Genomic DNA, 23,949 nt, shown 5'->3' with positions numbered 1-23,949 from the left:
CGTGTCTGGCATTCGGAGTTTCGACGGCGTACGGATCGCGTATCAGGAACTGGGGGTGGGCCGGCCCGTCGTGCTCGTGCACGGTTTCATGGGCAACGGCTCGCAGTGGATCACCGGCGGCCATGCGGCGGCACTCGCCGCCGCGGGCTTCCGCGTGATCATGCCCGACCTGCGCGGACACGGCGGCAGCGAGCGGCACTGCGACTATCCGCCGGACGTGCTGGCCGACGACCTGTTGGCCCTGGTCGCCGAGCTCGGGCTAGACGACTACGACCTCGGCGGGTACTCGCTGGGCGGCCGGGTGACGCTGCGGGCGCTCGTTCGCGGCGCTCGGCCTCGTCGGGCGATCATCGCTGGTCAGGGCATTACCGGTGGCGGCGCTGGCAATCGCCGGGCGCTGGCCGCGATCGCGCGGGGCGGAGAGCTCGACGAGGAGGCCCGGCAGTTCGCGGGCTGGTTGTCCCAGCTCGATGCCGATCCCCAGGCCATGCTGCATGTTCTCGACGCCCAGGTGCCGACCTCGGTCGACGAGGCGCGGCGGATCGAGGTGCCGACGCTGGTGGTCGTCGGCGATCGTGACGAGCGTCGCGCCTCCGCCGCCGACCTCGCTGCCGCCCTGCCGTCGTCGCAGTATCTGCTGGTGCCCGGCGATCACTGGACCGCCTTCACCAGCCCCGAACTCAGCACGGCCGTCCTCGACTGGTCTTCGAAACCTTTCGACGCCCGGTAGCATCCTCGCCATGCGTGGTGGCACGCCGACGCTGGCGGAGATTGCCCGGGAAGCCGGCGTGTCCACGCCGACCGTCTCCAAGGTCCTCAACGGGCGCGCCGACGTCGCCCCGGCCACGCGGGCGCGGGTCGAGGAGCTGTTGCAGCGGCACGGCTATCGCCGTCGCGCCGCCGGTCCGCCGTCCCGGCTGTTCGATCTCGTCTTCCACGAGCTCGAGAGCGCGTGGGCGATGGAGGTCATTCGCGGCGTGGAAAACGTTGCCCGCGAAGAGAAGCTGCACGTCGTGCTGTCCGAGTCGGCCGGGGCGCTGTCGCCCGGCCAGTCGTGGGTGGACGGTGTGCTGGCCCGCCGTCCCTGCGGCGTCGTGCTCGTGCTCAGCGACCTCGACACCGTCCAGCGGACCCAGCTCGCCAGTCGCGAGATCCCTTTTGTGGTGCTCGATCCCGCCGGCGATCCGGCCGACGGTGTGCCGGCCGTCGGCACCAACAACTGGCTCGGTGGCGTCACCGCCACCCGGCACCTGATCGACCTCGGGCACGTTCGCATCGGTCTCATCGGCGGCCCGTCGCGCATGCTGTGCAGCCGTGCCCGCCTCGACGGCTATCGCGCCGCCCTCGAAACAGCCGGTCTGCGTTTCGATCCCCGGCTCGTCCGTGAAGGCGACTTCCACTTCGAGGCCGGCTACTCCGCCGGCCGCGACCTGCTGTCCCTGGCGACGCCGCCCACCGCCGTCTTCGCCGGCAACGACCTCCAGGCCCTCGGCCTCTACGAAGCCGCCCGCGAACTGGGGCTTCGCGTGCCGGCCGACCTCAGCGTCGTCGGCTTCGACGACCTGCCGCTGGCCCGGTGGGTCGGCCCGCCGCTGACCACCATCCGCCAACCCCTCGTGGCCATGGCCGAGACCGCCGCCCGCCTGGCGTTGTCGCTGGGCCGCGGCGAAACTCCCGCCACCACCCGCGTCGATCTGGCGACTTCGCTGGTCATCCGCCACAGCACCGCCGCCCTCAACCCGCCGGTGTGAAGACGGTGAGCCGCACCGCCGGCTCGTCGTTGGCCTGGAAGTTGGCGAAGTCGTAGGCCACGGTGCCGCGGATCGGGTGGTGCAGCACCTTGCGGCCGGAGCCGCGGCCGACGGAGATGTCGTGGTCCTCCCACCAGGCGCGGAACTGGGGCGAGCCGGCGGAGAGCCGGGCGGCGAGGCTGGTGAACAGGGGATCGCCGGCCCAGACGTCGTGCGCGGCACGGAACTGGGCGACGGTGTGTCGGGCCATCACGGCCCAGCCGCGACCGAAGAGCTTGCGGGTGGCGGGATCGAGCAGCAGATAGACGAGGATGTTGCGGTCGTCGGGGGCGCAGGCGTCGAAGTCGGTGAACAGCTCCCGGGCGGCGTCGTTCCAGGCCAGCACATCCCAGCGCCGACCGGTGGCGTACGCGGGCTGATCAAGACCGGCGATCACGGCTTTCACCGCCGCCGGCACGGTTTCGCGCACGAACAGCGGCCGCACGGTCTGCTGGGCCAGCAGGCCGAGATGCGCCCGCTCGGTGTCGTCGAGGCGCAGGGCGGCGGCCAGGGCGTCGACGGTGGCGACGGACGGGCGCACGGTGCGGCCCTGCTCCAGGCGGATGTACCAGTCGACGCCGATGCCGGCGAGCTCGGCGACCTCTTCACGGCGCAGTCCGGGCGTGCGGCGACGGCGGCCGAGGGGGAGGCCGACGGCTTCGGGGGTCAGGCGTTCGCGGCGGGAGCGCAGGAACTCGCCCAGTCCGGCAGGCATCGGTGGACCTCCTCAATCCTAGGATAATACCAGGGCTGGATGCGCGGCCGCCGACGCCGCAGGCTGGGTCGTACCGAACGGAAGGAAGACCCGATGAAGGCCGCAGTGCTCACGAGATTCGGCGCCCCGCTGACCGTGACGACCGTGCCCGATCCCGTGCCGGGCACGGGTGAGGTCCTGGTGGAAGTCGTTGCCGCGTCGGTCATCCCGTACACCGACGAGGTGATCGCCGGCTCGCGCGGCTTCCAGCTGAACCTGCCGATCACGCTCGGCGCCGGCGCGGTCGGCCGGGTCCGTGCCGTCGGCCCCGACGCGACGCGGCTGCGAGTGGGGGACTGGGTGCTGTGCGATCCGACGATCCGGTCCCGCGACGATGCCCTCACGCCCGACATCATGTTGCAGGGCTGGAGCGCTCGCGGGGACGGTGGCCTGCACCTTCAGGACTATGTCGGCAACGGCTCCTTCGCGGAGCAACTCCTTGTCCCCACGGAGAACGCGGTGCCGTTGGGTGCTTTCGACCGGGCCGACGCCGGCCGGTTGGCGGCGGCCGCGACGGTGTGCCTGGTGCCGTACGGGGGATTGCTCGCGGCCGAGTTGCAGGCCGGCGAGACCGTGTTGATCAGCGGCGCCACCGGCAACTTCGGCAGCGCCGGCGTCGCGATGGCGTTGGCCATGGGCGCGGCCACCGTGATCGCGCCCGGCCGTGACGAGAAGATGTTGGCGGAACTGGAGAATCGCTTCGGCCGTCGCGTCAGGACGGTCAGGCTCGGCGGCACGCAGGAGATGCTGGACGCCGCCCCGGGGCCGATCGACGTCGTGCTGGACCTGCTGCCGCCGTCGGCCGGCAACGAACCCGTTCGTCAGGCGGCGATGACGGTACGGGAACGCGGCCGGGTGGTGCTGATGGGCGGCGTGCAGGACGACATCTCGTTGCCGTACCGGTGGTTGATGCGCAACAGCATCACCCTGCGCGGTCAGTGGCTGCACCCGCGCACGGCCAACCGGTCATTCATCGAGTTGATCAAGGCGGGCCTGCTCGACCTGAACCAGTTCGACGTCACGGAGTTCGCGCTCGACGACATCGCCGACGCCGTCGACCACGCCGCCACGAGCGGCCGGTTCACGGCGACGGTGATCAGGCCCTGAAGCCGACCAGCTCCACCGCGCGATCCCGGTACGCCACCGTGACGTCCACGAACCCGGCCGCCTCGGCCTCGGCCCGCAGCCGGCCGGGCTCGACGTCCAACACGTGCCGGTGGACGCTGACCACCAGCCGGCCGCCCGGCCGCAGCACCCGGCGCAGCTCGGCGAACCCGGTGGCCCGCTTCCAGTGCATCACGTTGTTCACGGAGATCGCCGCGTCGACCGACCCGGTGGCGCAACCCGTGTGCTCGGCGGTGCCGGTGCGCAGCTCGATGTCGCCCGTCTGGACCGCGCCGGCGGAGCGCTCGGCGGCCATCGTCCGCATGACGTCCGACGGGTCGACGCCGATCACGTGGCCGCCGGGGGAGACCGCCTCGGCGGCCAGCACGACACCGAGCCCCGGCCCGTGCCCGATGACCAGCGCGCATTCGCCGGAGCTCAGCGACGCTGCGGCGACGGCGTCGCGTTCCTGCTCACGGTTGCCGCGCGCCATGATCGACCCGCCCAGCCGGCCGGCGACGCCGCGCGGGTGGCCGAACGCGGCGTCGAGGGCGCGCGTGAGCAACGTCATCGCTCAAGGGCACCACGAACGCCGCCTCGGCGCACCTCCTACGCCAGCGTGTCGGGCGCGAAATAGTCACGCAGGCGAGCGATCTTCCCGTCGCGCAGGCGCACGATCTGCACCAACGACATCGCCGCGCCGTCCACCACGGTGTCGATCTCGGCGATGAACACGTCCGGATCGGCGGTGTCGTGCACCACGAAGCTGGACCGCGCCGTGTCGACCACACCCGGGCCGCCGACCGGCCGCTGGTAGTACTCGGCCATGCCCTTGCGGATCGCCTCGCGGCCGGCCATCCGATTCGGGAACGGATGCCCCTCCGGCACCAGCGGCGCCTCCAGCACGCCGTCCTCGGTGAACAGCTCGGCCAGCGCGTCGGCGTCGCGGCTGAGCGCGCCGGCGTGCACATAGCGCCCGAAGATCTCCCGCACGGTGTTCGTCCCCTCCTGGTGGTTGTTCTCCGACGCTAGGGCGTGAAGGCGGGCGATGCCCGGGAATCCGCTGGTTGCTGCCCTGACGGGTGTCGTTGTGGGCGTGATCCACTCGGGCCGGGCAGACTGTGCGCCGTGAGCAACGAGGGACACCAGCGCACCGGTATGGCGGCGCTCGCGGTCGGTGCACTCGGCGTCGTGTTCGGCGACATCGGCACCAGCCCGCTGTATTCACTGCAAACCGTGTTCGCCATCGACGGCGGCGCGATCCGGCCGGTCGCCCAGGACGTGTACGGCGTGATCTCGCTGGTGTTCTGGGCCGTGCTGCTGATCGTGTCGATCAAGTACGTGGCCTTCGTGATGCGCGCCGACAACGACGGCGAGGGCGGCATCATGGCCCTGGCCGCGCTGATCCGGCGCAGCGTGGCCGGCCGCACGAAGATGGTCGCCACGGCGGTGCTGTTCGGTGTGATCGGCGCGTCGCTGTTCTTCGGGGACAGCGTGATCACGCCGGCGATCTCGGTGCTGTCCGCGGTCGAGGGCATCGAGGTGGTGTCGCCGGAGATCAAGGAGATCGTGCTGCCGATCGGCGTGACCATCCTGGTGCTGCTGTTCCTGGCGCAGCGGCTGGGCACGCACCGGGTCGGCCGGTTCTTCGGGCCGATCATGGTGCTGTGGTTCGCGGTGATCGGCCTGCTCGGGCTGCCGTGGGTCATCGCCAAGCCCGGCATTCTGCTGGCTTTGTCGCCGACCTCCGCGATCGCGTTCTTCGTGGACCGGCCGGTGTTGGCCTTCGTCGCCATGGGAGCGGTCGTGCTCGCCATCACCGGCGCCGAGGCTTTGTACGCCGACATGGGCCATTTCGGCCGGCCGGCGATCAGCCGAGCCTGGTTCTTCGTGGTCTTTCCCGCATTGACGCTGAACTATCTCGGCCAGGGCGCATTGATTCTCAGCCAGCCGGACGCGGTGTCGAATCCGTTCTTCCTGCTGGCTCCGGGCTGGGCCCAGATCCCGCTGATCGTGCTGGCCACCATCGCCACGGTCATCGCCTCCCAGTCGGTGATCTCCGGCGCGTTCTCCATGGCCCGGCAGGCCGTGCAGCTCGGATTCCTGCCCATTCTCACCATCCGGCACACCTCCAAGGAGGAAAGCGGCCAGATCTACGTGCCCGGCATCAACTGGATCCTGTTGGCCGGCGTCCTCATCATCACCGTCACCTTCGGCTCGTCGCAGTCGCTGGCCACCGCGTACGGGCTGGCCGTCACCGGCACGCTGCTGCTCACGACCTCGCTGTTCCTGGTGCTGGCCGGCGCCGCGTGGCGGTGGAAGTGGTGGCAGCTCACCCTGGTCGCGGTCGTGTTCGGCGGCCTGGAGCTGGTGTTCCTCGCCGGCAACCTGACCAAGATCGTGCACGGCGGCTGGCTGCCGCTGCTGCTCGGCGCGCTCGTCGTCACGGTGATGCTGACCTGGCAGCGCGGTCGCCGTGTCGTCACCGCCCGGCGGGTCGAGATCGAGGGCTCCATGGCCGAATTCGTCGACGAGATCCGCGCCACCGGCACCGTCCGCGTGCCCGGCACCGCCGTCTTCCCGCATCCGTCCAAGGAGACCGTGCCGCTGGCGCTGCGCGCCAACTTCGAATTCAACGGCGTCGTCCACGAGCACGTGGTCATCGTGACCGTGATTCCGGAGAACGTGCCGCATGTGCCGCGCAATGAGCGTCTGAACGTCGATTCCCTGCACCGCAACGACGACGGAATCGTGCATCTCACGGTCCGTTTCGGTTTCCAGGACGACCAGGACATCCCGTCGGCGCTGCGGGACGCCTTCATGCTCACCTCCGAGCTGGAGGTCGACCCGGACTCGGCCTTCTATTACCTGTCGCGCGTGAGCATCGAGGCCGGGCCGCGGGAGAAGGGCCTGCCGCGGTGGCAGAAGATGCTGTTCGTCGGCCTGGCCCACAATGCCGCCAGCCCGGCGGTGTATTTCCGGCTGCCGGTGGAGCGGACCGTCATCATGGGAACGCGGGTGGACCTCTAAACGGAGTGATGGGGATTCCCCGCACGGCGTGGTCGGCGAAGCCCAGCGCTTCGTCGACCAGCGCCGACAGGTGATCGCTGGTGATGCGGTAGAGCATGCGGCGGCCGTCTCGCCGCGCCTGCACGAGGCCGGCCAGTCGCAGGCGGCCCAGGTGTTGCGACACGGAGGAGCGTGACGCGGCGACCTGCTCGGTGAGGGTCGTCACGTCCTGCTCGCCGTCACCGAGCAGGTACAGCAGGTGTAGGCGCGTGGGATCGGCGAGGTGGCGCAGCACGTCGGCGGCGATGCCGAGGCGTTCGCCGTCGACTTGCTGGTGCGAACCACTGGCACCTGCCATGTTCTTGTGCGCGCACATGGTTGCATATTGCCCCTGATCAGCGCATTCTGGCAACGTGACAGAGCACGGGCATGGCCACGGACATGGGCACGGGCACGGCCACCGGCGTTCGCGGTTGGCGCGGCTCCGGCACGTGATCAAGCCGCACAGCCATGACAGCGCCGACCGCGTGGACACCGCGCTGGAGACGAGCCGGCTGGGCATGCGGACCCTGGGCTGGTCCTTCGCCGCCCTGTTCGTCACCGCCGTCGCGCAGTTGGTGGTGGTGTTCCTCAGCGGCTCCGTCGCGCTGCTCGGCGACACCATCCACAACTTCGCCGACGCCTTGACCGCTCTGCCGCTCGGCGTCGCGTTCCTGCTCGGCCGCCGCGCCGCCACCCGTCGCTACACCTACGGCCTTGGCCGCGCCGAGGACCTGGCCGGCGTGATCGTCGTGCTGATCATCGCCGGCTCGGCCGTGGTCGCCGGCTGGCAGGCCGTCGACCGCTTGATCCACCCGCAGCCGGTCAGCCACCTGTGGGTCGTCGCCGCCGCTGGTGTCATCGGCTTCCTGGGCAACGAGATCGTCGCCCGGTACCGCATCGTCGTCGGCCGCCGCATCGGCTCCGCCGCCCTGGTCGCCGATGGCCTGCACGCCCGGACCGACGGGTTCACGTCGCTGGCCGTGGTGCTCGGGGCCGGCGGTGTCGCGCTCGGTTTCCCGTTGGCTGACCCGATCATCGGCCTGGCGATCACCGTCGCGATCCTGTTCGTGCTCCGTGACGCCGCCCGCGAGGTCTTCCGCCGTCTCATGGACGCCGTCGACCCCGCGACCATCGATCTGGCCGAGCAGACCGCCTTGTCCGTGCCCGATGTCCTTGCCGCCGGCCAGGTTCGCATGCGGTGGATCGGGCACAGCCTCCGCGCCGAGCTCGCCGTCACCGTCGACGCCGCATTGACCGTCGAGCAGGCCCACCGCATCGCCCACGACGTCGAGCACCGCTTGGTGCACGCCGTTCCCCGTCTGGCCGCCGCCGTTGTGCACACCGAGCCCGCTTCGCGCGCCGTAGACGCCCACGAAGTGTTGGCCCATCACCGTTAGGCGGCCAGGAATCCCTTGATCGTCGGGCTGACCCGGCGGTCGAACATCGTCGTCAGGTGATCGCCGCTCTCGATCATCAGCAGATGGCAGTTCGGAATTGCTTCCGCCGTCGCCTTCGCGATGTCCGCCGGGATCAGCGTGTCCCGGCCGCCCGCGATGAGCAGTGTCGGCGTGTGAAGCTCGGGCAGCCGCCCCATGACGTCCCAGTCCTTGATCGCCTCCACGAGCGCGAACTCTCCCGGCGCACGCTTCTTGCCGGTGATGGTCGCGGCCGCCAATGTGCCGGCGATGATCAGCCTTCGCGGTCCTCTTGTCACCAGACCGCTTGCCGCCCAAGGATTGTTGCGGCCTCGCCGCTCGTCGTCCATGAGCCGCACCAGCTCGCGCCGCCCTTCCGCGCCCGGCCGGCCGGCGATCACGCAGAGGATGAGCCGCCGAACCACGTCCGGGTGATCGAGGGCGATCTGCAACGCCGTCGCGCCGCCACCCGAGGAGCCCATGAGATCCACCGGCCCGCCGAACCGGCTGCGAAGAGCATCCGCATGCCAGCTCGCGAGATCCGGCAGCGTCATGCCCGCCGGCGGATTCGTCGGCCGCTGAATGTGGTGGACCTGCCGGCCGAGGCCGCCGGCCAGCGTCCTTGCGGCGACCGCGGCCAGCACCGGAACCTTGGTGGCCAGGTCCGCACCGGCCCCCAGGCCCGGCAGAGTGACCAGTGGCGGTCCTTCGCCGACGGTGATAACGGTCAGGCCGTTACTCAGTCTCTCGCCCCGCATGGCGCCCCCTTGTTGCCTGTGGCGGTGCAACGAGGTCGGCCGGAACACGGTTCCAGGGCTTGAGGATGGCTTGATGCTGCTACGTCGCGAGGGCGACCCGCGACAACAGTCCTACGTGGACCGGCCCGCAGTGGCAGCCGGGGCACATCGTCTCCTCGGCCGCCGGCGCCTCGCACGGGTAACCGCCGTGGCTGTAATAGGAAAAGGTGTCCCCGAACGCGTCGGTGACATGCGTGGCCTGGTAGACGTCGTCCGAGTGCTCGCCGCACCGGGCGCAGGTGAACCGATACCGCTCGACAACCCGCTCCGAGAACATGCTGCCCCACCTCTTCACCGTTGAGACACGCACCTCGAATGCTACGCCGATGGGCAACAACAGCCGTCTCAGAAGGCCAATTCGGGCCGGCGACGCAGACGCGGCATCACGGCGTAGACGGCCCAGCCGACCACGGCCAGGCCAAGCCACGTGATCGCCCGGTAGAACAGCACGATCACGCCGGCCGGCGCGGCCGCGATGCCGGCGCTGAGCAGGACGCCCAGCAGCCCGGTCTCGGCGAGCCCGGCGCCGCCGGGGAGGATCTGCAACGCGATACTGCCTTGCACGATCAGGAATCCGACGACGAGCGCCGCCCACGGCACCTCGACGTCCACACTGAGCACGCTGGCCACCAACGTCACGAAGTCGAGTACCCAGCTGAGCAGTGCTGTGCCGACCAGCACCAGCCACCGCCGGCCGCTGGGCCGCATCGAAGCAACGTTGTCCGACAACGCCACCGCCGCCGATTCGGCCTGCGAAGCCCACCGACGGGGCACCAGCCGAACCACGGCTCGGAGCACCGCCGGCCGCGTCAGCAGCTGCCACGCCCCGAATGTGCCGAAGCCCACGACAACGGCGATCGGTACGGCCACAGCCGCCGGCACCGAACCGGCGATCGCCAGCGCCAGCGCGCCAATCACGATCAACGTGACGGTCGTGATCAGGCCGGCCATCAGCACCGACCACGCCGCCACCGGCCCCGTCACGCCCCGCTTGCGCAGCTGCGTGATGCCATAGCCCAGCGAGCCGGCCCCGCCGACCACCGGCACGGTCGTCGACACGGCGTTCTGCGCGAAGTTGATGCCCTGGACGGTGCCGGCCGGCAGCTCGGCACCGCCCACGACCAGCAGCTGCCGGTGCAGTTCGCCGTACACCGCGAGCGCACCGGCGCCGCTCAGCACGGCCACCAGCAGCCAGCCCCACTCGACGCGGTCCAGGTGCACACCCGTTGCGGTGAACTGGGAAACCATGTCCGGAATGCGCCAGGCGACCCAGCCGAGGGCGGCCCCGACGACCGCCCAGTGCAGGATCGCGCGCCACGGGAAGACGGCCGGCTTGTGTGCCCACCCGATAGCCGCCATCGCCGCCTCCCTCGTCCACCCGGGTCAACCGCCCGGTCCGTGAACGAATTTCCGGATTGGAGCCGATGTGGCCGGCGTCTCGCCGTCTCAGGCCAGCCCGCCGACCATGGCCCTGAGCGCGCTCAATGCCTGGGCCAGGTCCGGCACCGACGACGGGATCGCCTTGCGCAGCAGGCCGAAGGCGTGAATGTTGCCGACTGCTTCGAAGAACGTCGTCGGCACGCCTGCGGTGATCAGCCCGGCGGCGTAGGCCCGGCCCTCGTCCCGTAGCGGATCGAGGCCGGCGGTCAGCACCACGGCCGGCGGCAGGCCGGCAAGGTCACCCTGCATCGGCGACGCCCGGACGTCCGTGATCACCGGCTGGTACGAGTCCTGATAGAACACGCGGCTGGCCTCGGTGAGCAGGTAGCCCTCGGCGAACTCGCGTTGCGACGCGTACTTGCCGATCAGATCGGTCGCCGGCCACAGCAGCAGCTGCGCCACCACCGGCACGTCCGCCGGCCGGTCCCGCAGCGCCATCGCGGTGACGATGGTCATCGTGCCGCCGGCACTGTCGCCGCCGAGCACGAGACCGGTCACCCCGCGGCCCAGCTCGGCCGGCCCGCCGGCCACCCACCGGGCGATCTCTTCGGCGTCGTCGACCGCGGCCGGATACGGCGCTTCCGGCGCGAGCCGGTAGTCGACGAGCAGCACCGGCAGGTCCAGCCGTTGGGCCATGTCGGCCGCCATGGACCGGTGGGTGTCGATGCCGCCGAAGACGAAGCCGCCGCCGTGGAACCATACCAGCACGGGGCCGGGGTCGCGGTGCTCGCGGCGGTCGAGCAGCAGCGTCGGCAGCGGGGCCGTCTCGAGCATGCGGGCCGTGGCCAGCGGCGGTTCCGGCAGGTCGACCACCGCGGCCAGCATGCGCATGGACTCGCGGATGGCCGTGGCCTCGGGCGGGCCGCTCTCCGGCGGGATCTGGTCGAGCAGCGCCTGCACGTCGGGCCTGATCATGTCGCCTCCTGATGTCAGTGACTGTCATCAGAGTAGGTCGTGATGTCAGCTCCTGTCATCACCGGTAGGGTGTGATCCATGGCGCGGTGGCAGCCGGACGGGCGGCGTCGGCTTCAGGACGCGGCGTTGGAGCTCTACGGCGAGCGGGGCTTCGCCGAGGTCACCGCCGCCGAGGTGGCCGCGCACGCCGGTCTGACCGAGCGGACCTTCTTCCGGCACTTCGCCGACAAGAAGGAGGTCCTGTTCGGCGACGAGACCCGGCTGGCCGAGACCATCGCCGACGCCGTCCGCGCCGCGCCGGCCGAGACCTCGCCCATGGACGCCGTGCTGGCCGGCTTCGCCGCGCTGTCCGAGTCCGCGCACGCCCGCCGCGACCGGCTGCTCCGGCGTGAGCGGATCATCGAGCAGAGCTCCGAGCTGCGGGAACGGGAACTGGCCAAGTTCGCCGCGTGGACCGGCACCTTGGCCGAGGCACTGCGTGAACGCGGCGTCGCCGAGCCGGCTTTGGTGGCCGAGGTCGCCATTGCCACCGGCCGGGTCGTGTTCCACCGGTGGATCGAGGCCGACCGGCCGGTGCCGCTGGCCGAGGCGATGCGCGAGGGCTTCGCCGCGATTGGGGAGTTCGTCAGCTCCACTGTGGATCGCGGCCGGTGAGGCCGAGGACCCGGTGCAGGGCCGGCGCGTCGGCCGGGACAGCCACCTCCGGCGCGAAGATGTTCATCTGACGGCCCAGCTCGGCCGTCTTGGCCAGCTCTTCCAGCAGGGCTTCGGCGACTTCTTCCTCGACGGTCAGGTCCCGTCCGGCCGCGCGGGCGAGATCCCAGCCGTGCACCAGGAACTCGCCGGCGATCATCCCGCCCACCTGCGAGGCCGGGAGCTCCATCGGGCTGCCCATGTGTGTCATGCCGGTCCAGGCCGCCGGGTCGCTCCAGGCCTTCACGGTCGTCGTGACCGCGTCGGTCAGGCTGGCCAGGCAGTCGCCGGTGGTGAGATCAAGCTCCGCTTCCGTTGCGTCCGGCGGTACCACAATCACTTTGGTGGCGCCGCCGGTCAGCGACGGGGCCCAGAACAGCAGGTGGTTGACCAGCCCTCGGACCGTGTACTCGGTGCACGGCGTCCGGGCGTCAAGGTGTGGTTCCAGGGCGGGGATCAGGTCGAGCAGTGGTGCGGCGGCACGTTCGATCAGCATGCGTGCAGTCAATCCGGTGGCGGTCCGGCTGTATTGAACAAACGCGACTAGCATCGGGCCGGTGCGGGACGAGCGGGAGCTGCGCGGGGCGTGGCGTCGGTTCCAGCAGCACGACTTTCCGCCGCCTTCCCCGGATCTCGCTGCTTTCGTCGACCACTACTGGATCGTCAGCTGGTCCTATGCCGAGCCGTACCGTCAGAAGATCGTCCCCTATCCGCGGGTCAACCTGACCATCGCCGACGACGGCACGGCCGTCGTCACCGGCGTCGGCAGCAAGGCCGGCGTCCGTGTTCTGGACGGCGACCGCACCGTTTTCGGCGTGGCTTTCCGCCCCGGCGGCTTCCGGCCTTTCCTGGGCCGTTCCGTCGCCTCCATCACCGACCGCCAGCTGCCCGCTTCGGAGATTTTCTCCGGAATCCCGACTGTGCCGACCATCGACGCCGTCGAGTCGATGCTCCGCCGCCAGCAGCCGTTCCCCGATCCCAAGGCCGCGGAGGCCGCCGACCTCGTCACCACCATCGCCACTTCCCCCGAGATCAGCCGCGTCGACCAGCTCGGCCGTCCCGTCCGGCAGGTGCAGCGCCTGTTCGCCGAGTACGTCGGCATCAACCCCAAGTGGGTCATCCGCCGCTACCGCCTGCACGAGGTCACCGAACGCCTCGCCGCCGGCGCTGCCATCGACTGGGCCCGCTTGGCCGCCGAGCTCGGCTACGCCGACCAGGCCCATTTCGTGCGGGACTTCACCAAGATGTTCGGCGAGACGCCCACGCACTATGCCGCTAGGTACTAGCCAGGCCCTCGAGATACGCCCGGCATGTCAGGCGCATCCGGTCCACGGTCATGTTGTGCGAACCGAGAAGCACCTGGATGGCCAGCCCGTCGATCATGCCGACCACGGTGTTGGCCATCTGCACGGGATCCCCGTCAACGATCAGCCCCTGGTCCTGGGCGTCGCGCAGCAGCCCGACGACGGTGCGCCGCCACTCGCCGTAGATGGTCTCGTTGAGCTCCTGGAGTTCGGGCTCACGCAGCCCATGGACCCACAGCTCGATCCACACCCGCCAAGCCGAAACGCTGTCGGGATCGAGGGGCGCGTACGAGTCGACGAGCCGGGTGAGCAGCTCCAGTGGGTGCCGCCGGCGGCGAGGATGGCGGCGCGACGGTCCAGGGACTGCTGGTGGTTGTGCTCGAAGGCGGCGTGGAGCAGGGCCTGCTTGCTGTCGAAGTAGTAGTGGACGGTGCCGGAACTGACGCCGGCTCGCGTCGCGACGTCGGTGAGCCGCAGGTCCTGGACGCCGGAGGAAGCGATCTCGGCGCAGGTGGCGGCCAGGATCTGAGCCCGGCGCTCGGCCGAGACGCTCGGACGCGGCACGGTCACTCCTCCCGATGGGTGTGACCGCGAGTATAGATAACTGGCCCGTCAGTCAGAGATGACGGGAGATCACCAGCCGCATGATGTCCGAGGTGCCCTCCTCGATCTCCTCCAGCTTCACGTCCCGCAGCCACTGCTCGACCGGGAACTCCCGCGAATAGCCCCACCCGCCCAAGGTCTGCACGGCGGCCCACGTGACGAACATGGCGGCCTCGGACGCGGTCAGCTTGGCCATCGCGGCCAAGCCGGTGACGGGCTGGCCGGCGTCGATCTGCCGGGCGGCGTGGTGCACCAACAGCCGGGCGGACTCGATGCGGGTGGCCATGTCGGCCAGCCGGAAGGCGACGGCCTGGTGCTCGATGATCGGCACGCCGAACTGCCTGCGGTTGCGGGCATAGTCCAAAGCGAACTCGTACGCCGCCCGCGCCGCCCCGACGGCGGCGGCGCCGAGCACGACGCGGGAGATGTCGAAGGTGCCCATCAGGCCGTGGAAGCCGCGGCCCTCGTCGCCGAGCCGGTCGTGCGCCGGCACGAAGACGTTGTCGAAGAACACTTCCCGGCACACGATGGCCCGCTGGCCCATCTTCCGCATCGGCTCGCCGAAGCGCAGCCCGGGCGCGTCCCGGGTCAGCAGGAACGCGGTCACGCCGGCCGACCGCTTGCTGCGGTCGGTCTTGGCGAACACCACGTAGTACGTGGCCGCGCCGGCATTGGAGATCCACGTCTTCTGGCCGGTCAGCTCGTAGCCGCCCTCGACCCGCCGCGCGGTGGTGATCATCGACGCCGCGTCCGAGCCGGCGTTCGGCTCGGTGGTGGCCAGCGCCGTCATCGGGGCATCGGGGCCGGTCAGCGGCGTGAGCCACTGCTTGCGTTGCTCCACGGTGCCCAGCTCCAGGATCGGGTCGGCGTAGAAGCCGTTGGAGCACAACAGGTTGCCGATGCCGGGATCACCCCAGCACAGCTCCTCCTGCACGAGGCACTGGGTGAACACGTCGGTGAAGCCGCCGCCGCCGTACTCCTCGGGCAGCATGAAGGTGGTGATGCCGACCTCGCCGGCCCGCTGGAACAGGTCGACCGGGGTGACCACGTCGGCCTCGTCCACCTCCCGGGCCCGCGGCCGGATCTCCTTGACGGCGAAGTCCCGGCACAGCTGGACGATCTGGCGCTGCTCGTCGGTGAGCGGCCAGGCCGGGAAGTGGATCGTCATGCTCTCCGTGCCTCCTGACGCGAAACAGGGATGATCAGGGCGTCGACCGCCAGCGGCCCGTCCGGCCCGACGCGGACGGGGTTCAGCTCCAGCTCGCCGACCAGCGGTGAGGCCGCGACCAGCAGCGACACCCGGTGCACCAGCGCGGCGAGCCCGTCGATGTCGACCGGCGGCCGGCCGCGCCAGCCGTGCAGCAGCATGGCACAGCGCAGCCGGTCGAGCATTTCCCGTGCCGTCGCGTGGGAAACGGGGGCCAGCTCGATGGCGACGTCGTGGTGCAGCTCGGTCTCGGTGCCGCCGGCCCCGACCACGATCAGCGGCCCGAAATCGGGGTCGCGGCGGGCGCCGACCAGGATCTCCACCGTGTTGGGCCGGGTGTCCTGCTCCTCGACGACGTACTCGCCCGGCCCGAGCCGGGCCGACATCTTGTCGAAGGCGTCCAGCAGCTCGTCCGCCGTGGACAGTCCGGTTCGGACGCCGCCGGCGTCGCTCTTGTGGGCCAGCCAACCGGCCTTGAGCACGTACGGGGCGGTCAGCTTCCGGGCCTGGTCGAGGTCCTCGCGCCGGCGGACCACCAGGCCACGTGGGAAGGCCACGTCGAAGAGCACCTGCCGGGTCTCCCAGTAGCCGTCGGGCAGTACGCCGATCGGTCGGGTCTGGTGGGGCAGCGGCGGTTCGGCCGGCCGGCCGAGGGCGGCGATGCCCCGCAGCGCCTGGAGCGCCGGCTCGATGCGGTCGTACGTGGGCACGCCGGCAGCCCACAGCGCGTCGGCGGCGGGGCTGTCCGGGCCCATCGAGTGCACCAGCACCGGCTTGCCCCGGCCGGCGAGCTGTCCGATACGTTGCGCCACAGCGACTTCACGCTCGGCGATGGCCGGGATGTCGAGGCCGTAGCGGCCGAAGTAGCCGGTGAGCACGGCCGCGTCCACGTCGTCTGACCGGAGCACGGCCTCGGTGATCTCGGCGTAGTTGGCCAGGTCCTGCTCGCCCGCGCCGGCCAGGTCGACCGGATTGTGCCGGGCCTCCAGCGTCACGCCGATGTCCTGGGTGAAGTGCGGTACCAGCAGCCCATGCGTGTGCGCGACGTCGGCCGCGATGCCGCACTGCCCGCCGCTGTCGCCGATGATCGCCACCCGGCCGCCGCGTGGCGGGCTCGTCGCCAGGACCGCCCTGGCCACGTCGATGAGCTCGGCCGGCGTGCTGACCCGGGCGACCCCGGCAGCCCGGCACGCGGCGTCCACGACTTCCAGCGGCGAGGTCAGCGAGCCGGTGTGGGTGCGGGCCAGCCGGGTGCTGGCCGCACTGCCGCCGACGGTCAGCAGCAGCGTCGGCTTTCCCAATCCTCGCAACGCATCCAGCAGTGCCGGGCCGTTGGCGAAGTTCTCCAGGTAGACCGCGATGACCTTGGTCGACGGGTGGTCGGCCAGATCGGCCAGCAGCTCGGTCGCCGTAACGTCACTGGCGTTACCCAGCGAGACGAAGCGGGAGATGCCCAGGCCGTGCCGGGCGCCGAGCAGCGCGAGTTCCGAGCCGACCTGGCCGCTCTGCGACACGATCGCCAGCGGGCCCGGCGTGAAACTGCCCCAGGCCAGCCGCAGGTCCGTGGCCGTGTCGACGATGCCAAGGCTGTTGGCCCCGACCAACCGCGCGCCGCCGGCACGGATCTTCGCGGCCAACGCCGGTTCCTCCGGCACGCCGGCCGTGATGCCGAGGAATCCTTTGACACCAAGCGAAAGACCCTCGGACACGACGGCCGGCACCTGTGCCGCCGGCACGCGCAACGCCACCAGCTCCGGCGCTTCGTCCACATCGGACAGACCGGGGGCGCATCGTCGTCCGCAGACGACGCCACCGCGCCGGTTGACCAGCTCGACCCGGCGTCGATGAGCCCCGGCCAACGCCCCCGAGGCCAGCCAGTAGCCCCACTTGGACCGGTTCTCCGACGCGCCGACCACCGCCACCGACGCGGGGTCGCGGAACACGCCCAGCTGCATCGTCGCCCCAGAAAGGTGAGATAACTGGCTGATCAGTCAGTTATCGTGGGTGGGGCGTCGGGGGTTGTCAACCGCGGCCGGCGCGTTCCGTCACTTTCGTCGGGGGTGACTGCCCTTACGCCGTGGCCAACGAGGCCAGTTGGTCGATGGCGTCCTGGCTGGCCAGGCTCTCGGCGGTGCCGACGAGCAGCTGCTGCCCGGGCGTGTCCTTGACGTCGAAGGTCTGGTACGTGAGCTCCACTCGCCCCACCCGCGGATGCACGAACACCTTGTACGCCCGCATGAGCCCGCCGACCGTCTGGTCCTCCCACAGCGCACGGAACTCGGCCGACGCGGCCGTCAACTCGGCGACCACGGCGGAAATCCCCGGATCAGAAGGGAAAAGCCCGGCGTTCAGACGAAGGGCGCGCACGGTGGCGCCGGCCACCAGAGACCACTCGACGAACACGACACGGGCGGCCGGATGCGTGAACAGGATCCGCGGCATGTTGCGCTCCTTGCCGAAGGGCGACAGCAGCGCGGTGGCGATCCGGTTGGCCGCCAACACATCGAAGGCCGGTCCGAGCACGTACGCGGCGGCCCGCGGGAAGGCGTCCAGCAGCTGAAGCAGCGACGGATCGACCTGGAGCGGCGGCACCTCCAGCACCCCGGGATGCAGCCCGGCCAGCCGGAGCAGGTGATCACGGGCGTCGGGGCCCAGCCGCAGCGCCCGGGCCAGCGCGCCGACGACCTGCGACGACGGATTGCGTTCCCGCCCTTGCTCCAGCCGGGTGTAGTAGTCCGCGCTGACCCCGGACAGCACCGCGACCTCCTCGCGCCGCAGCCCGGCCACCCGACGCGTGGTGAGGTCGTCGGGCAGACCGGCCTGGCCCGGCTCCAGCCGCGCCCGGCTGGCACGCAGGAACTCACCCAGTTGGTTCTCGCGGGTCACCATGGACAGATGCTACGGCTTGATCAGTAGAGCGGCTTGCGCCCGATGGCCCCGTACGCGCAGCTGCGCTCGGGATGCTCGTCCACGTCCTCGGGCGACTCCGGCCGCCACTCCGGCACGTACACCACGCCCGGCTCGACCAGGTCCAGTCCCTTGAACAGCCGTTCGAACCGGTCGCGGCTGCGGGCGGTGAACGGGCTGTCGGTCTGGTCGTACAGCCGGATCACCTGTTCGCCCTGCTCACCGGCGGAGTCCTGGGTGCCCTGCGAGATCACGATGTAGCTGCCGGGGGCCAGCGCGTTGCGGTAGCCGGCGACGATGGACTGCGCCTCGGTGTCGTCCTCGACGAAGTGCAGCACCGCCGACATCAGCACGGCCACCGGCTCGTTCAGGTCGAGCATGGTCAGCACGGTGTCGCTGCGCAGGACGTCCCGGGGATGGCGCAGGTCGGCCCGCAGCGCGGCGGCGTTGTCGTTGTGCTCCAGCATCAGCGCCGAGTGCGCCATGGCCACGGAGTCGCGGTCCACGTACACGACGCGGGTGTGCGGCGCGGCCTCCTGGGCGATCTCGTGCACGTTGCCGGCGGTGGGGATGCCCGACCCGAGGTCGAGGAACTGGGTGACGCCCTGCTCCAGCAGGTAGTGCACGGCCCGCCGCAGGAAGCGGCGCGAGGTGCGCAGGATCTGTGGCAGGTCGGGCATCGTCTCCTGGGCGCGGTGCGCGAACTCCCGGTCGACGGCCAGGTTGTGGTAGCCGCCGAGGAAGTAGTCGTACACCCGGGCGGCGCTGGGCACCTCGGGATCGAGCCCCGTCGGCATCCACGCGGATTCGTGCACGAGCATGACCTCCCGTTCAACGCACTTTCGGCGGACGCCCCCTTTTCGCCGCGGGAATAGTAGTACAGCCTCATGCGGTCGCCGTGACAACGAGGGTCGGCGGTGTGCGCAGATAATCGCTGAAGTGGACTACATCGGCGGTGGGGGAGCAGACCGGATCCCACCAGGTCACCGTCCGGAATCCGGCCTGGAGCAGGGCACGTTCCTGGGTGGTCCGGGACCAGTAGTGCGGGGTGACGTCGATCGTGCCGCCGCGGAACTCGCTGTGCAGTCGAATCGGATCACCGTCGTGAAGTTCAGCCGAAGGGGCTATCAAGTCGAATCCGTACCGGCGGTAGTAACCGGGGTCGCGGGCGAAACCGGGATTGATGGTCACCGTCACGAATCGCTTTCCCGGGCCGGCCAGCGCCGACCTCGCCGAGGCGCACATGGCGACCAGGGCGTCGAAGGTCTCCGCGTACGGCAGCAGGTGCACGGCCAGCACCACGTCGAACGCGCCGCCCATCGGCTCGGCCGCGTCGTGCCGCACGAAGCTCGCGCCGCAGGGGTCCTCCGCCTCGCGCCGCCAGGCGTAGTCGATCATGCCGGCGGCGCCGTCCATGCCGACCACCGGTTTCGCGCCCCGTGCGGCCAGCAGGCGGGTATAGCCGCCGGAACCGCAGCCCAGGTCCAGCGCCGCCAGGCCGGTCACGTCGCCGAGCGCCTGGATCACCGAGTACTGCTCCACGTCCCGCCGGTACGGCCACACCTCGAAGCTCTGCTCGTAGAGGTAGGCCAACTCCTCGAACTGGCTGGCGGTCATCGCGCTCCTCACCAGGTCACGGGTAGCTGCATGGGACGGGTGAACATGCGGTTGGGGTCCCACGGCAGCTCGCGCCGGCTGACCGCCAGATCCAGCGTCGGGAACCGCTGGAACAGCGCGGAGATGGCCTCCTGCAACACGATCCGGGCCAGCTGCGAGCCGAGGCAGTAGTGCGGGCCGGCGCCGAAGGTGGCCGAGCCGTCGGTGGCCCGGTGGATGGTGAACTTCTGCGGGTTGCGGTAGTGCCGGGGGTCCCAGGTGACCGCCTGCATCGGCACCACCACCGCGTCGCCGCGGCGGATGACCGTGCCGCCGAAGTCCACGTCCTCGCGGGCGATACGCGGAAAACCCAGGCCGCCGTTGTGGAAGTAGCGCAGCACCTCCTCGACCGCCTTGGGCCACAACGAGGAGTCGGCCAGGCACTCGTCGAGTTGCTTGCGGTGCAGCATGAGGATCATCGGGCCGGTGGTCAGCGGCGCGACCAGCGGGTCGAAGGAGGTGACGAAGATCAGGAACACCGTGCCGAACATCTCCGCCTCGGTGATCACGCCCAGCCGGCTGGCCTCCAGCAGCGCGTGCACGGGCGTGTCGGGCAGCGGGTCGGCCCGGCGCGCGGCCACCAGCTTGGCGATGAACCGCTTGGCGGCGTCGGTCTCCTCCCGCACCGCGTCCGGGGTCGACGACAGGTCCAGGCTCATCGGGTACACCCGCCGGCACTCGTCGGCCAGCTCCGGCGGCACGCCCATCAGCTCACCCATCGCGTCCAGCGGCAGGGCGGCCGTGTATGCCTCGATCAGGTCCACCGGGTTAGGGCCGTCGGCCATGGCGTCCAGCAGCCGCCGGGCATGCCGGGCGATCAGCGGGCGGTGGCGCTGCACGGCACCGCGGGTGAACCAGCTGCTGAGCACCTGTCGGACGCGGCCGTGCCGGGGCGGGTCCAGGTTGAAGATCGCGTCGTCGACCGAGGTGAGGTCCTCGCCGACCATGCGCGGCGAACCCGGCTCGGCCAGGTCCCGGCTGAACCGGTTGTCGGCCAGCATCCGGGCCACGTCGTCCTTGCGGGTCAGCATCCACGCGGTGATGCCGCTGGGCAGCCGCACCGGGCACACCGGTCTGGCCCGTTGCGCCCATGCGGTCAGCGGTGGCAGCGCGCCGTCGTCACCGAGCGGGAACGGGTATTGCAGCGGGAGGTGCGGTTCGATCGTGTTCGCCATGATTTTCCTCCTCCTGGCCGACGACCGCCCATGACTGCCCGGGCGCCGCCCGGAGAATGGAACCGCCGTCCGCGATCGCCGCCACCAGTGGAGTGGGACGGTGGTACACGAAAACGCTCCGATCGGCCTCGAAGAGGCGTGGACCGTCGGTGAGCAGCGGAATTTCGGCAATGACGTACCGAACCGCGATGTCGATATCGCCGGACGTGACCGAACCGCTGTTCGCCGCGTTGCCGACCACCTCGGCCGTCATCGCGCGGCAGGCGGCGCGAATGCGCCGGTCGATCAGATAGGCCCGGCGGGAGCGGATCAGCGATGCCCGGTAGGCCGCGTTGGCGTGCAGCCGGGTCCAACTGGTCACGTGTCGAGCCGGATCGGGAACGCCCAGGTCGGCCAGGGCACGGACGGCGGGGTTGTGGAGCTGGCGGTAGGCTCGGCGGGCCCGGTGCACGGCCTGCGCCGGCGGGTGGCCGGCGGCCACCAGGGTGTACGCCGCCTCGAATCCAGGAATGACCACGTCGATGGAGCTGAATCGAGGGCGTAGCCAGAAAATGAGGTTCCTGATGTATTCCGGCTTGTATCGCCCGTTCTGTGGGCTCAGTCCGACGAGAACATGGTCGTGATGGACTGTCGTGCCTGCTAACCACTCCAACGTGAACACGATAAAGCCCCTCCCTCGCCCGTGCGACATGGCGTCGACGGACTGTTCGAGACGGACGGCCGGTAATTCTGCATGGGCACATCTGCAAATTTCGGCACAAGTCTAAGTCGTGTTCACCGGTGGCGGACAGAGCTAGTTCGTGTGAATGGGCAATCACCGCGCGTCAGAGCCCCTCACCCGTACGAGCGAGTTACCCCTCGGCCGGGCGACCTTCGACATTGGGCCCAGTGAGACGCCCGGTGTGCCTGCGGCCCGCGGGAGCGGGCCCACCACCTGGCCTTACACCGGATTCTCGCCACTGTCGGGTGACTTTCGGCCCGAACACGGGCCGAGAAAAGGCGCGGGCCCGAAGGTCCGCGCCGCGACGGCGTCGCCGCCCCGCACCGGGGCGGCGACCGCTTGATCAACTCTGGGTGGACTCGGCGCGCTTGGGCAGCTTCCAGCCCGGGCGCACGAAGTGACAGGTGTAGCCGTTCGGGTAGCGCAGCAGGTAGTCCTGGTGCTCCGGCTCGGCCTCCCAGAAGTCGCCGGCCGGCTCGACCTCGGTGACGACCTTGCCCGGCCACAGGCCCGACGCGTCCACGTCGGCGATGGTGTCCTCCGCGACGCTGCGCTGCTCGTCGGTCGTGTAGTAGATCGCGGACCGGTAGCTGAGGCCGATGTCGTTGCCCTGCCGGTTCTTCGTGCTCGGGTCGTGCACCTGGAAGAAGAACTCCAGCAGGTCCCGATAGCTGGTGGCGGTCGGGTCGAAGACGATCTCGACGGCCTCGGCGTGGGTCCCGTGGTTGCGGTAGGTGGCGTTGGGCGTCTCGCCGCCGGTGTAGCCGACCCGGGTGGACAGCACGCCGGGCTGCCGCCGGATCAGGTCCTGCATGCCCCAGAAGCAGCCGCCGGCCAGCACCGCGGTCTCGGTCGTGTTGCTCATCGCTCCCTCTCTGTCCGTCCCCCCGGTGTGTCCAACACCGGTCAGGCCGGTTTTGGTTCCGCCTGTGACGCACGTCCGGTCCAGCGTAAGCACCACGTAAGGGTTCCCGGGACCCCGTCGCGAGGAAGCCGGCCCGCGTGACCCCGGTCACCGCGAACTTGTTCGTAACGAACATGTTCGTTAATCTCGTGTCATGACCACTTCGCTGCTGGCACTGCACGGCGGACCGGGACGGCGCCCGGTTCAGCCGGTCGTGGACCGCTTCGCCGACACGTACGACGTACTGGCCCCGACCCATGCGGGCTGGGACGGCACTGTCCGGCCCGACTGGTACGAGGGGGTGGACGACCTGGCCATCGAGTATCTCGACCGGCTGGAGGACGAGGACCGCACGGATGTGGCCCTGGTGGCCGGCTCGTTCGGCGGCTGGATCGCGGCCGAGATGGCGGTGCGCGACCGGGGCCGGCGGATTTCGCGGTTGGTGCTGATCGACGTGATCGGGCCGCAGATCCCGGGACATCCGGTTGCCATGCCGAACGTGGACGATGCGCGGCTGCCCGACGAGCTGCTCGCCAACTTCGCGACGCTGTTCCACTACACGGCGCGGCACCCGCAGGGCGACCCGAGGCTGCCGCACCGCGTGGAGCGGGTGGCGGTGCCGACGTTGTTCATCTGGGGCGCGGAGGACCAGGTCGCCGGCCCGGGCTACGGGCACGCTTACGCGGCCCGTTTTCCCAAGGCCGAGTTTGTGCTGCTGCCGGGGGTCGGCCACGCCCCGCTGCTCGAGGCGCCGGAGCGCACGCTGGACCTGGTCGCCGATTTCCTGCGGGCCTGACGAACGTGTTCGTCACGAACGTGTCCGTTAAGCTCGCCGGCATGGTGGACTACAATCGGCGGGAACGCCCGTCCAAGCCGGCCCTGACCCGTGCCGGCATCGTGGCGACGGCGCTGGCCGTGATGCGGGCCGAGGGCATGGACAAGGTGACCATGCGGCGGCTGGCCAAGGAGCTCGACACCGGCCCGGCCTCGCTCTACGTGTACGTGACGGACACTCAGGAACTGCACGCCGCGATGCTCGACGAGCTGCTCGGCGAGGTCGACCTCGACCCGGCCGACGGCGACTGGCGGGCCCGGCTGTGGCAGGTGCTCGACTCGTATCGCCAGGTCCTGCACGACAACCCGAGCCTGGCCCGGGTCGCGCTGGTCAGCCGGCTCAGCGGCCAGAACTACCTGGCCATGGTCGAGGCCGTCTTCAGGCTGCTGCTGGACGGTGGCATGGCGGCGCCGCAGGCCGGCTGGGCGATCGATCTGCTACTGCTCGTGGCGACGGCCAGTGCGGTGGAACACGGCACCCGCACCGAGCATCCCGAGGCGTCGGCCGCCGACCACGACCTGTTGGCGCGCACCATCGAGGAAGTCTCCGCCGACACGTACCCGACCATCGCCGCGCACACCACCGAGCTGATCTCCGGTGCCCCGGGGACCCGGGCTCGTTGGATGTTCGACGTCCTGCTGGCCGGCGCGTTCGAAATTCCCATACCGTAAAAGGAGT

The 23,949-nt window shown here is 70.4% G+C and carries 27 protein-coding genes and 1 pseudogene; 9 read left to right on the top strand and 19 right to left on the bottom strand.

Annotated features, from left to right (window positions below; genetic code table 11):
* Position 1: 1 nt before the first annotated feature.
* Positions 2–730 (top strand): alpha/beta fold hydrolase, encoded by a 729-nt coding sequence (locus M3Q35_RS12525; RefSeq protein ID WP_273941884.1) that lies wholly within the window; start codon positions 2–4, stop codon positions 728–730.
* Positions 731–740: 10 nt separating this feature from the next.
* Complete coding sequence (locus tag M3Q35_RS12520) at positions 741–1,751, top strand: LacI family DNA-binding transcriptional regulator (RefSeq protein WP_273941883.1); 1,011 nt, start codon at positions 741–743, stop codon at positions 1,749–1,751.
* Here M3Q35_RS12520 and M3Q35_RS12515 read toward each other — a convergent pair.
* Positions 1,735–2,505, bottom strand: coding sequence for a helix-turn-helix transcriptional regulator (locus M3Q35_RS12515; protein ID WP_273941882.1), 771 nt, complete (start codon positions 2,503–2,505; stop codon positions 1,735–1,737). The two genes, M3Q35_RS12520 and M3Q35_RS12515, sit on opposite strands and share 17 nt — an antisense overlap.
* Before the next feature lie 93 nt (positions 2,506–2,598).
* Between M3Q35_RS12515 and M3Q35_RS12510 the strand changes: the two genes are divergently transcribed.
* Positions 2,599–3,651, top strand: a complete 1,053-nt coding sequence (locus M3Q35_RS12510) for a quinone oxidoreductase family protein (RefSeq protein ID WP_273941881.1) — start codon at positions 2,599–2,601, stop codon at positions 3,649–3,651.
* Here M3Q35_RS12510 and M3Q35_RS12505 read toward each other — a convergent pair.
* Positions 3,641–4,219: a class I SAM-dependent methyltransferase gene (locus M3Q35_RS12505; protein ID WP_273941880.1), complete on the bottom strand. Its 579-nt coding sequence runs from the start codon at positions 4,217–4,219 to the stop codon at positions 3,641–3,643. The genes M3Q35_RS12510 and M3Q35_RS12505 overlap by 11 nt on opposite strands.
* A gap of 38 nt (positions 4,220–4,257) precedes the next feature.
* Positions 4,258–4,641, bottom strand: a complete 384-nt coding sequence (locus tag M3Q35_RS12500; protein WP_273941879.1) for a nuclear transport factor 2 family protein — start codon at positions 4,639–4,641, stop codon at positions 4,258–4,260.
* Between the two features lie 135 nt (positions 4,642–4,776).
* On the opposite strand from M3Q35_RS12500, the gene M3Q35_RS12495 reads away from it, so the two are divergent.
* On the top strand, positions 4,777–6,678 hold the full coding sequence (locus M3Q35_RS12495; RefSeq protein WP_273941878.1) for a potassium transporter Kup: 1,902 nt from the start codon (positions 4,777–4,779) through the stop codon (positions 6,676–6,678).
* Here the strand turns inward: M3Q35_RS12495 and M3Q35_RS12490 are convergent.
* A complete protein-coding gene (locus M3Q35_RS12490; RefSeq protein WP_273941877.1) occupies positions 6,653–7,033 on the bottom strand; it encodes an ArsR/SmtB family transcription factor in 381 nt (126 codons plus the stop codon). The genes M3Q35_RS12495 and M3Q35_RS12490 overlap by 26 nt on opposite strands.
* 37 nt (positions 7,034–7,070) lie before the next feature.
* Between M3Q35_RS12490 and M3Q35_RS12485 the strand changes: the two genes are divergently transcribed.
* Complete coding sequence (locus M3Q35_RS12485) at positions 7,071–8,096, top strand: cation diffusion facilitator family transporter (protein WP_273941876.1); 1,026 nt, start codon at positions 7,071–7,073, stop codon at positions 8,094–8,096.
* On the opposite strand, the gene M3Q35_RS12480 is transcribed toward M3Q35_RS12485, so the two are convergent.
* From M3Q35_RS12480 to M3Q35_RS12465, 4 genes are all read right to left on the bottom strand, one after another.
* Complete coding sequence (locus tag M3Q35_RS12480; RefSeq protein ID WP_273941875.1) at positions 8,093–8,872, bottom strand: alpha/beta fold hydrolase; 780 nt, start codon at positions 8,870–8,872, stop codon at positions 8,093–8,095. The two genes, M3Q35_RS12485 and M3Q35_RS12480, sit on opposite strands and share 4 nt — an antisense overlap.
* Positions 8,873–8,951: 79 nt before the next feature.
* Positions 8,952–9,188 (bottom strand): hypothetical protein, encoded by a 237-nt coding sequence (locus M3Q35_RS12475; protein WP_273941874.1) that lies wholly within the window; start codon positions 9,186–9,188, stop codon positions 8,952–8,954.
* Positions 9,189–9,256: 68 nt separating this feature from the next.
* A complete protein-coding gene (locus tag M3Q35_RS12470) occupies positions 9,257–10,270 on the bottom strand; it encodes a lysylphosphatidylglycerol synthase transmembrane domain-containing protein (protein ID WP_273941873.1) in 1,014 nt (337 codons plus the stop codon).
* Between the two features lie 87 nt (positions 10,271–10,357).
* A complete protein-coding gene (locus M3Q35_RS12465) occupies positions 10,358–11,266 on the bottom strand; it encodes an alpha/beta hydrolase (protein WP_273941872.1) in 909 nt (302 codons plus the stop codon).
* Between the two features lie 78 nt (positions 11,267–11,344).
* Between M3Q35_RS12465 and M3Q35_RS12460 the strand changes: the two genes are divergently transcribed.
* Positions 11,345–11,920, top strand: coding sequence for a TetR family transcriptional regulator (locus tag M3Q35_RS12460; RefSeq protein WP_273941871.1), 576 nt, complete (start codon positions 11,345–11,347; stop codon positions 11,918–11,920).
* On the opposite strand, the gene M3Q35_RS12455 is transcribed toward M3Q35_RS12460, so the two are convergent.
* Entirely contained in the window at positions 11,892–12,455 is a 564-nt protein-coding gene (locus tag M3Q35_RS12455) for a TIGR03086 family metal-binding protein (RefSeq protein WP_273941870.1), read from the bottom strand. The two genes, M3Q35_RS12460 and M3Q35_RS12455, sit on opposite strands and share 29 nt — an antisense overlap.
* Before the next feature lie 61 nt (positions 12,456–12,516).
* Here M3Q35_RS12455 and M3Q35_RS12450 point away from each other — a divergent pair, with 61 nt between their 5' ends.
* Positions 12,517–13,245: an AraC family transcriptional regulator gene (locus M3Q35_RS12450; protein ID WP_273941868.1), complete on the top strand. Its 729-nt coding sequence runs from the start codon at positions 12,517–12,519 to the stop codon at positions 13,243–13,245.
* Here the strand turns inward: M3Q35_RS12450 and M3Q35_RS12445 are convergent.
* The 10 genes and pseudogenes from M3Q35_RS12445 to msrA all read right to left on the bottom strand — a co-directional run bounded on the left by M3Q35_RS12445 (position 13,235) and on the right by msrA (position 22,397).
* Positions 13,235–13,576 (bottom strand): TetR family transcriptional regulator C-terminal domain-containing protein, encoded by a 342-nt coding sequence (locus M3Q35_RS12445; RefSeq protein WP_273944322.1) that lies wholly within the window; start codon positions 13,574–13,576, stop codon positions 13,235–13,237. The genes M3Q35_RS12450 and M3Q35_RS12445 overlap by 11 nt on opposite strands.
* Before the next feature lie 131 nt (positions 13,577–13,707).
* Positions 13,708–13,827 (bottom strand): annotated as a pseudogene (locus M3Q35_RS48835) (hypothetical protein); the annotation flags it as partial.
* Between the two features lie 52 nt (positions 13,828–13,879).
* Positions 13,880–15,034: an acyl-CoA dehydrogenase family protein gene (locus M3Q35_RS12435; RefSeq protein ID WP_273941866.1), complete on the bottom strand. Its 1,155-nt coding sequence runs from the start codon at positions 15,032–15,034 to the stop codon at positions 13,880–13,882.
* Positions 15,031–17,028, bottom strand: a complete 1,998-nt coding sequence (locus tag M3Q35_RS12430; RefSeq protein WP_273941865.1) for an acetate--CoA ligase family protein — start codon at positions 17,026–17,028, stop codon at positions 15,031–15,033. Before M3Q35_RS12430 ends, M3Q35_RS12435 begins: the two co-directional genes overlap by 4 nt.
* A 115-nt stretch (positions 17,029–17,143) precedes the next feature.
* The gene (locus tag M3Q35_RS12425) at positions 17,144–17,962 is read right to left on the bottom strand and encodes a helix-turn-helix transcriptional regulator (RefSeq protein WP_273941864.1); all 819 of its coding nucleotides are present in this window, start codon (positions 17,960–17,962) and stop codon (positions 17,144–17,146) included.
* A 20-nt stretch (positions 17,963–17,982) separates the two neighbouring features.
* Positions 17,983–18,801: an SAM-dependent methyltransferase gene (locus tag M3Q35_RS12420; protein ID WP_273941863.1), complete on the bottom strand. Its 819-nt coding sequence runs from the start codon at positions 18,799–18,801 to the stop codon at positions 17,983–17,985.
* A gap of 64 nt (positions 18,802–18,865) precedes the next feature.
* On the bottom strand, positions 18,866–19,597 hold the full coding sequence (locus M3Q35_RS12415) for a class I SAM-dependent methyltransferase (RefSeq protein ID WP_273941862.1): 732 nt from the start codon (positions 19,595–19,597) through the stop codon (positions 18,866–18,868).
* Positions 19,598–19,605: 8 nt separating this feature from the next.
* Positions 19,606–20,811, bottom strand: coding sequence for a cytochrome P450 (locus M3Q35_RS12410; protein WP_273941861.1), 1,206 nt, complete (start codon positions 20,809–20,811; stop codon positions 19,606–19,608).
* Positions 20,756–21,502, bottom strand: coding sequence for a tRNA-dependent cyclodipeptide synthase (locus M3Q35_RS12405; RefSeq protein WP_273941860.1), 747 nt, complete (start codon positions 21,500–21,502; stop codon positions 20,756–20,758). Before M3Q35_RS12405 ends, M3Q35_RS12410 begins: the two co-directional genes overlap by 56 nt.
* A 373-nt stretch (positions 21,503–21,875) precedes the next feature.
* Positions 21,876–22,397: a peptide-methionine (S)-S-oxide reductase MsrA gene (msrA, locus tag M3Q35_RS12400; RefSeq protein WP_273941859.1), complete on the bottom strand. Its 522-nt coding sequence runs from the start codon at positions 22,395–22,397 to the stop codon at positions 21,876–21,878.
* A gap of 193 nt (positions 22,398–22,590) precedes the next feature.
* Between msrA and M3Q35_RS12395 the strand changes: the two genes are divergently transcribed.
* Entirely contained in the window at positions 22,591–23,232 is a 642-nt protein-coding gene (locus M3Q35_RS12395) for an alpha/beta fold hydrolase (RefSeq protein ID WP_273941858.1), read from the top strand.
* 41 nt (positions 23,233–23,273) lie between these two features.
* Positions 23,274–23,942, top strand: a complete 669-nt coding sequence (locus tag M3Q35_RS12390; protein ID WP_273941857.1) for a TetR/AcrR family transcriptional regulator — start codon at positions 23,274–23,276, stop codon at positions 23,940–23,942.
* Positions 23,943–23,949 lie beyond the last annotated feature (7 nt).

This window comes from Kutzneria chonburiensis (assembly GCF_028622115.1).
Classification (GTDB): Bacteria; Actinomycetota; Actinomycetes; order Mycobacteriales; family Pseudonocardiaceae; genus Kutzneria; species Kutzneria chonburiensis.
Note: the sequence above shows the minus strand (reverse complement) of the source record. Positions and strands in the feature narration are given on the sequence as shown.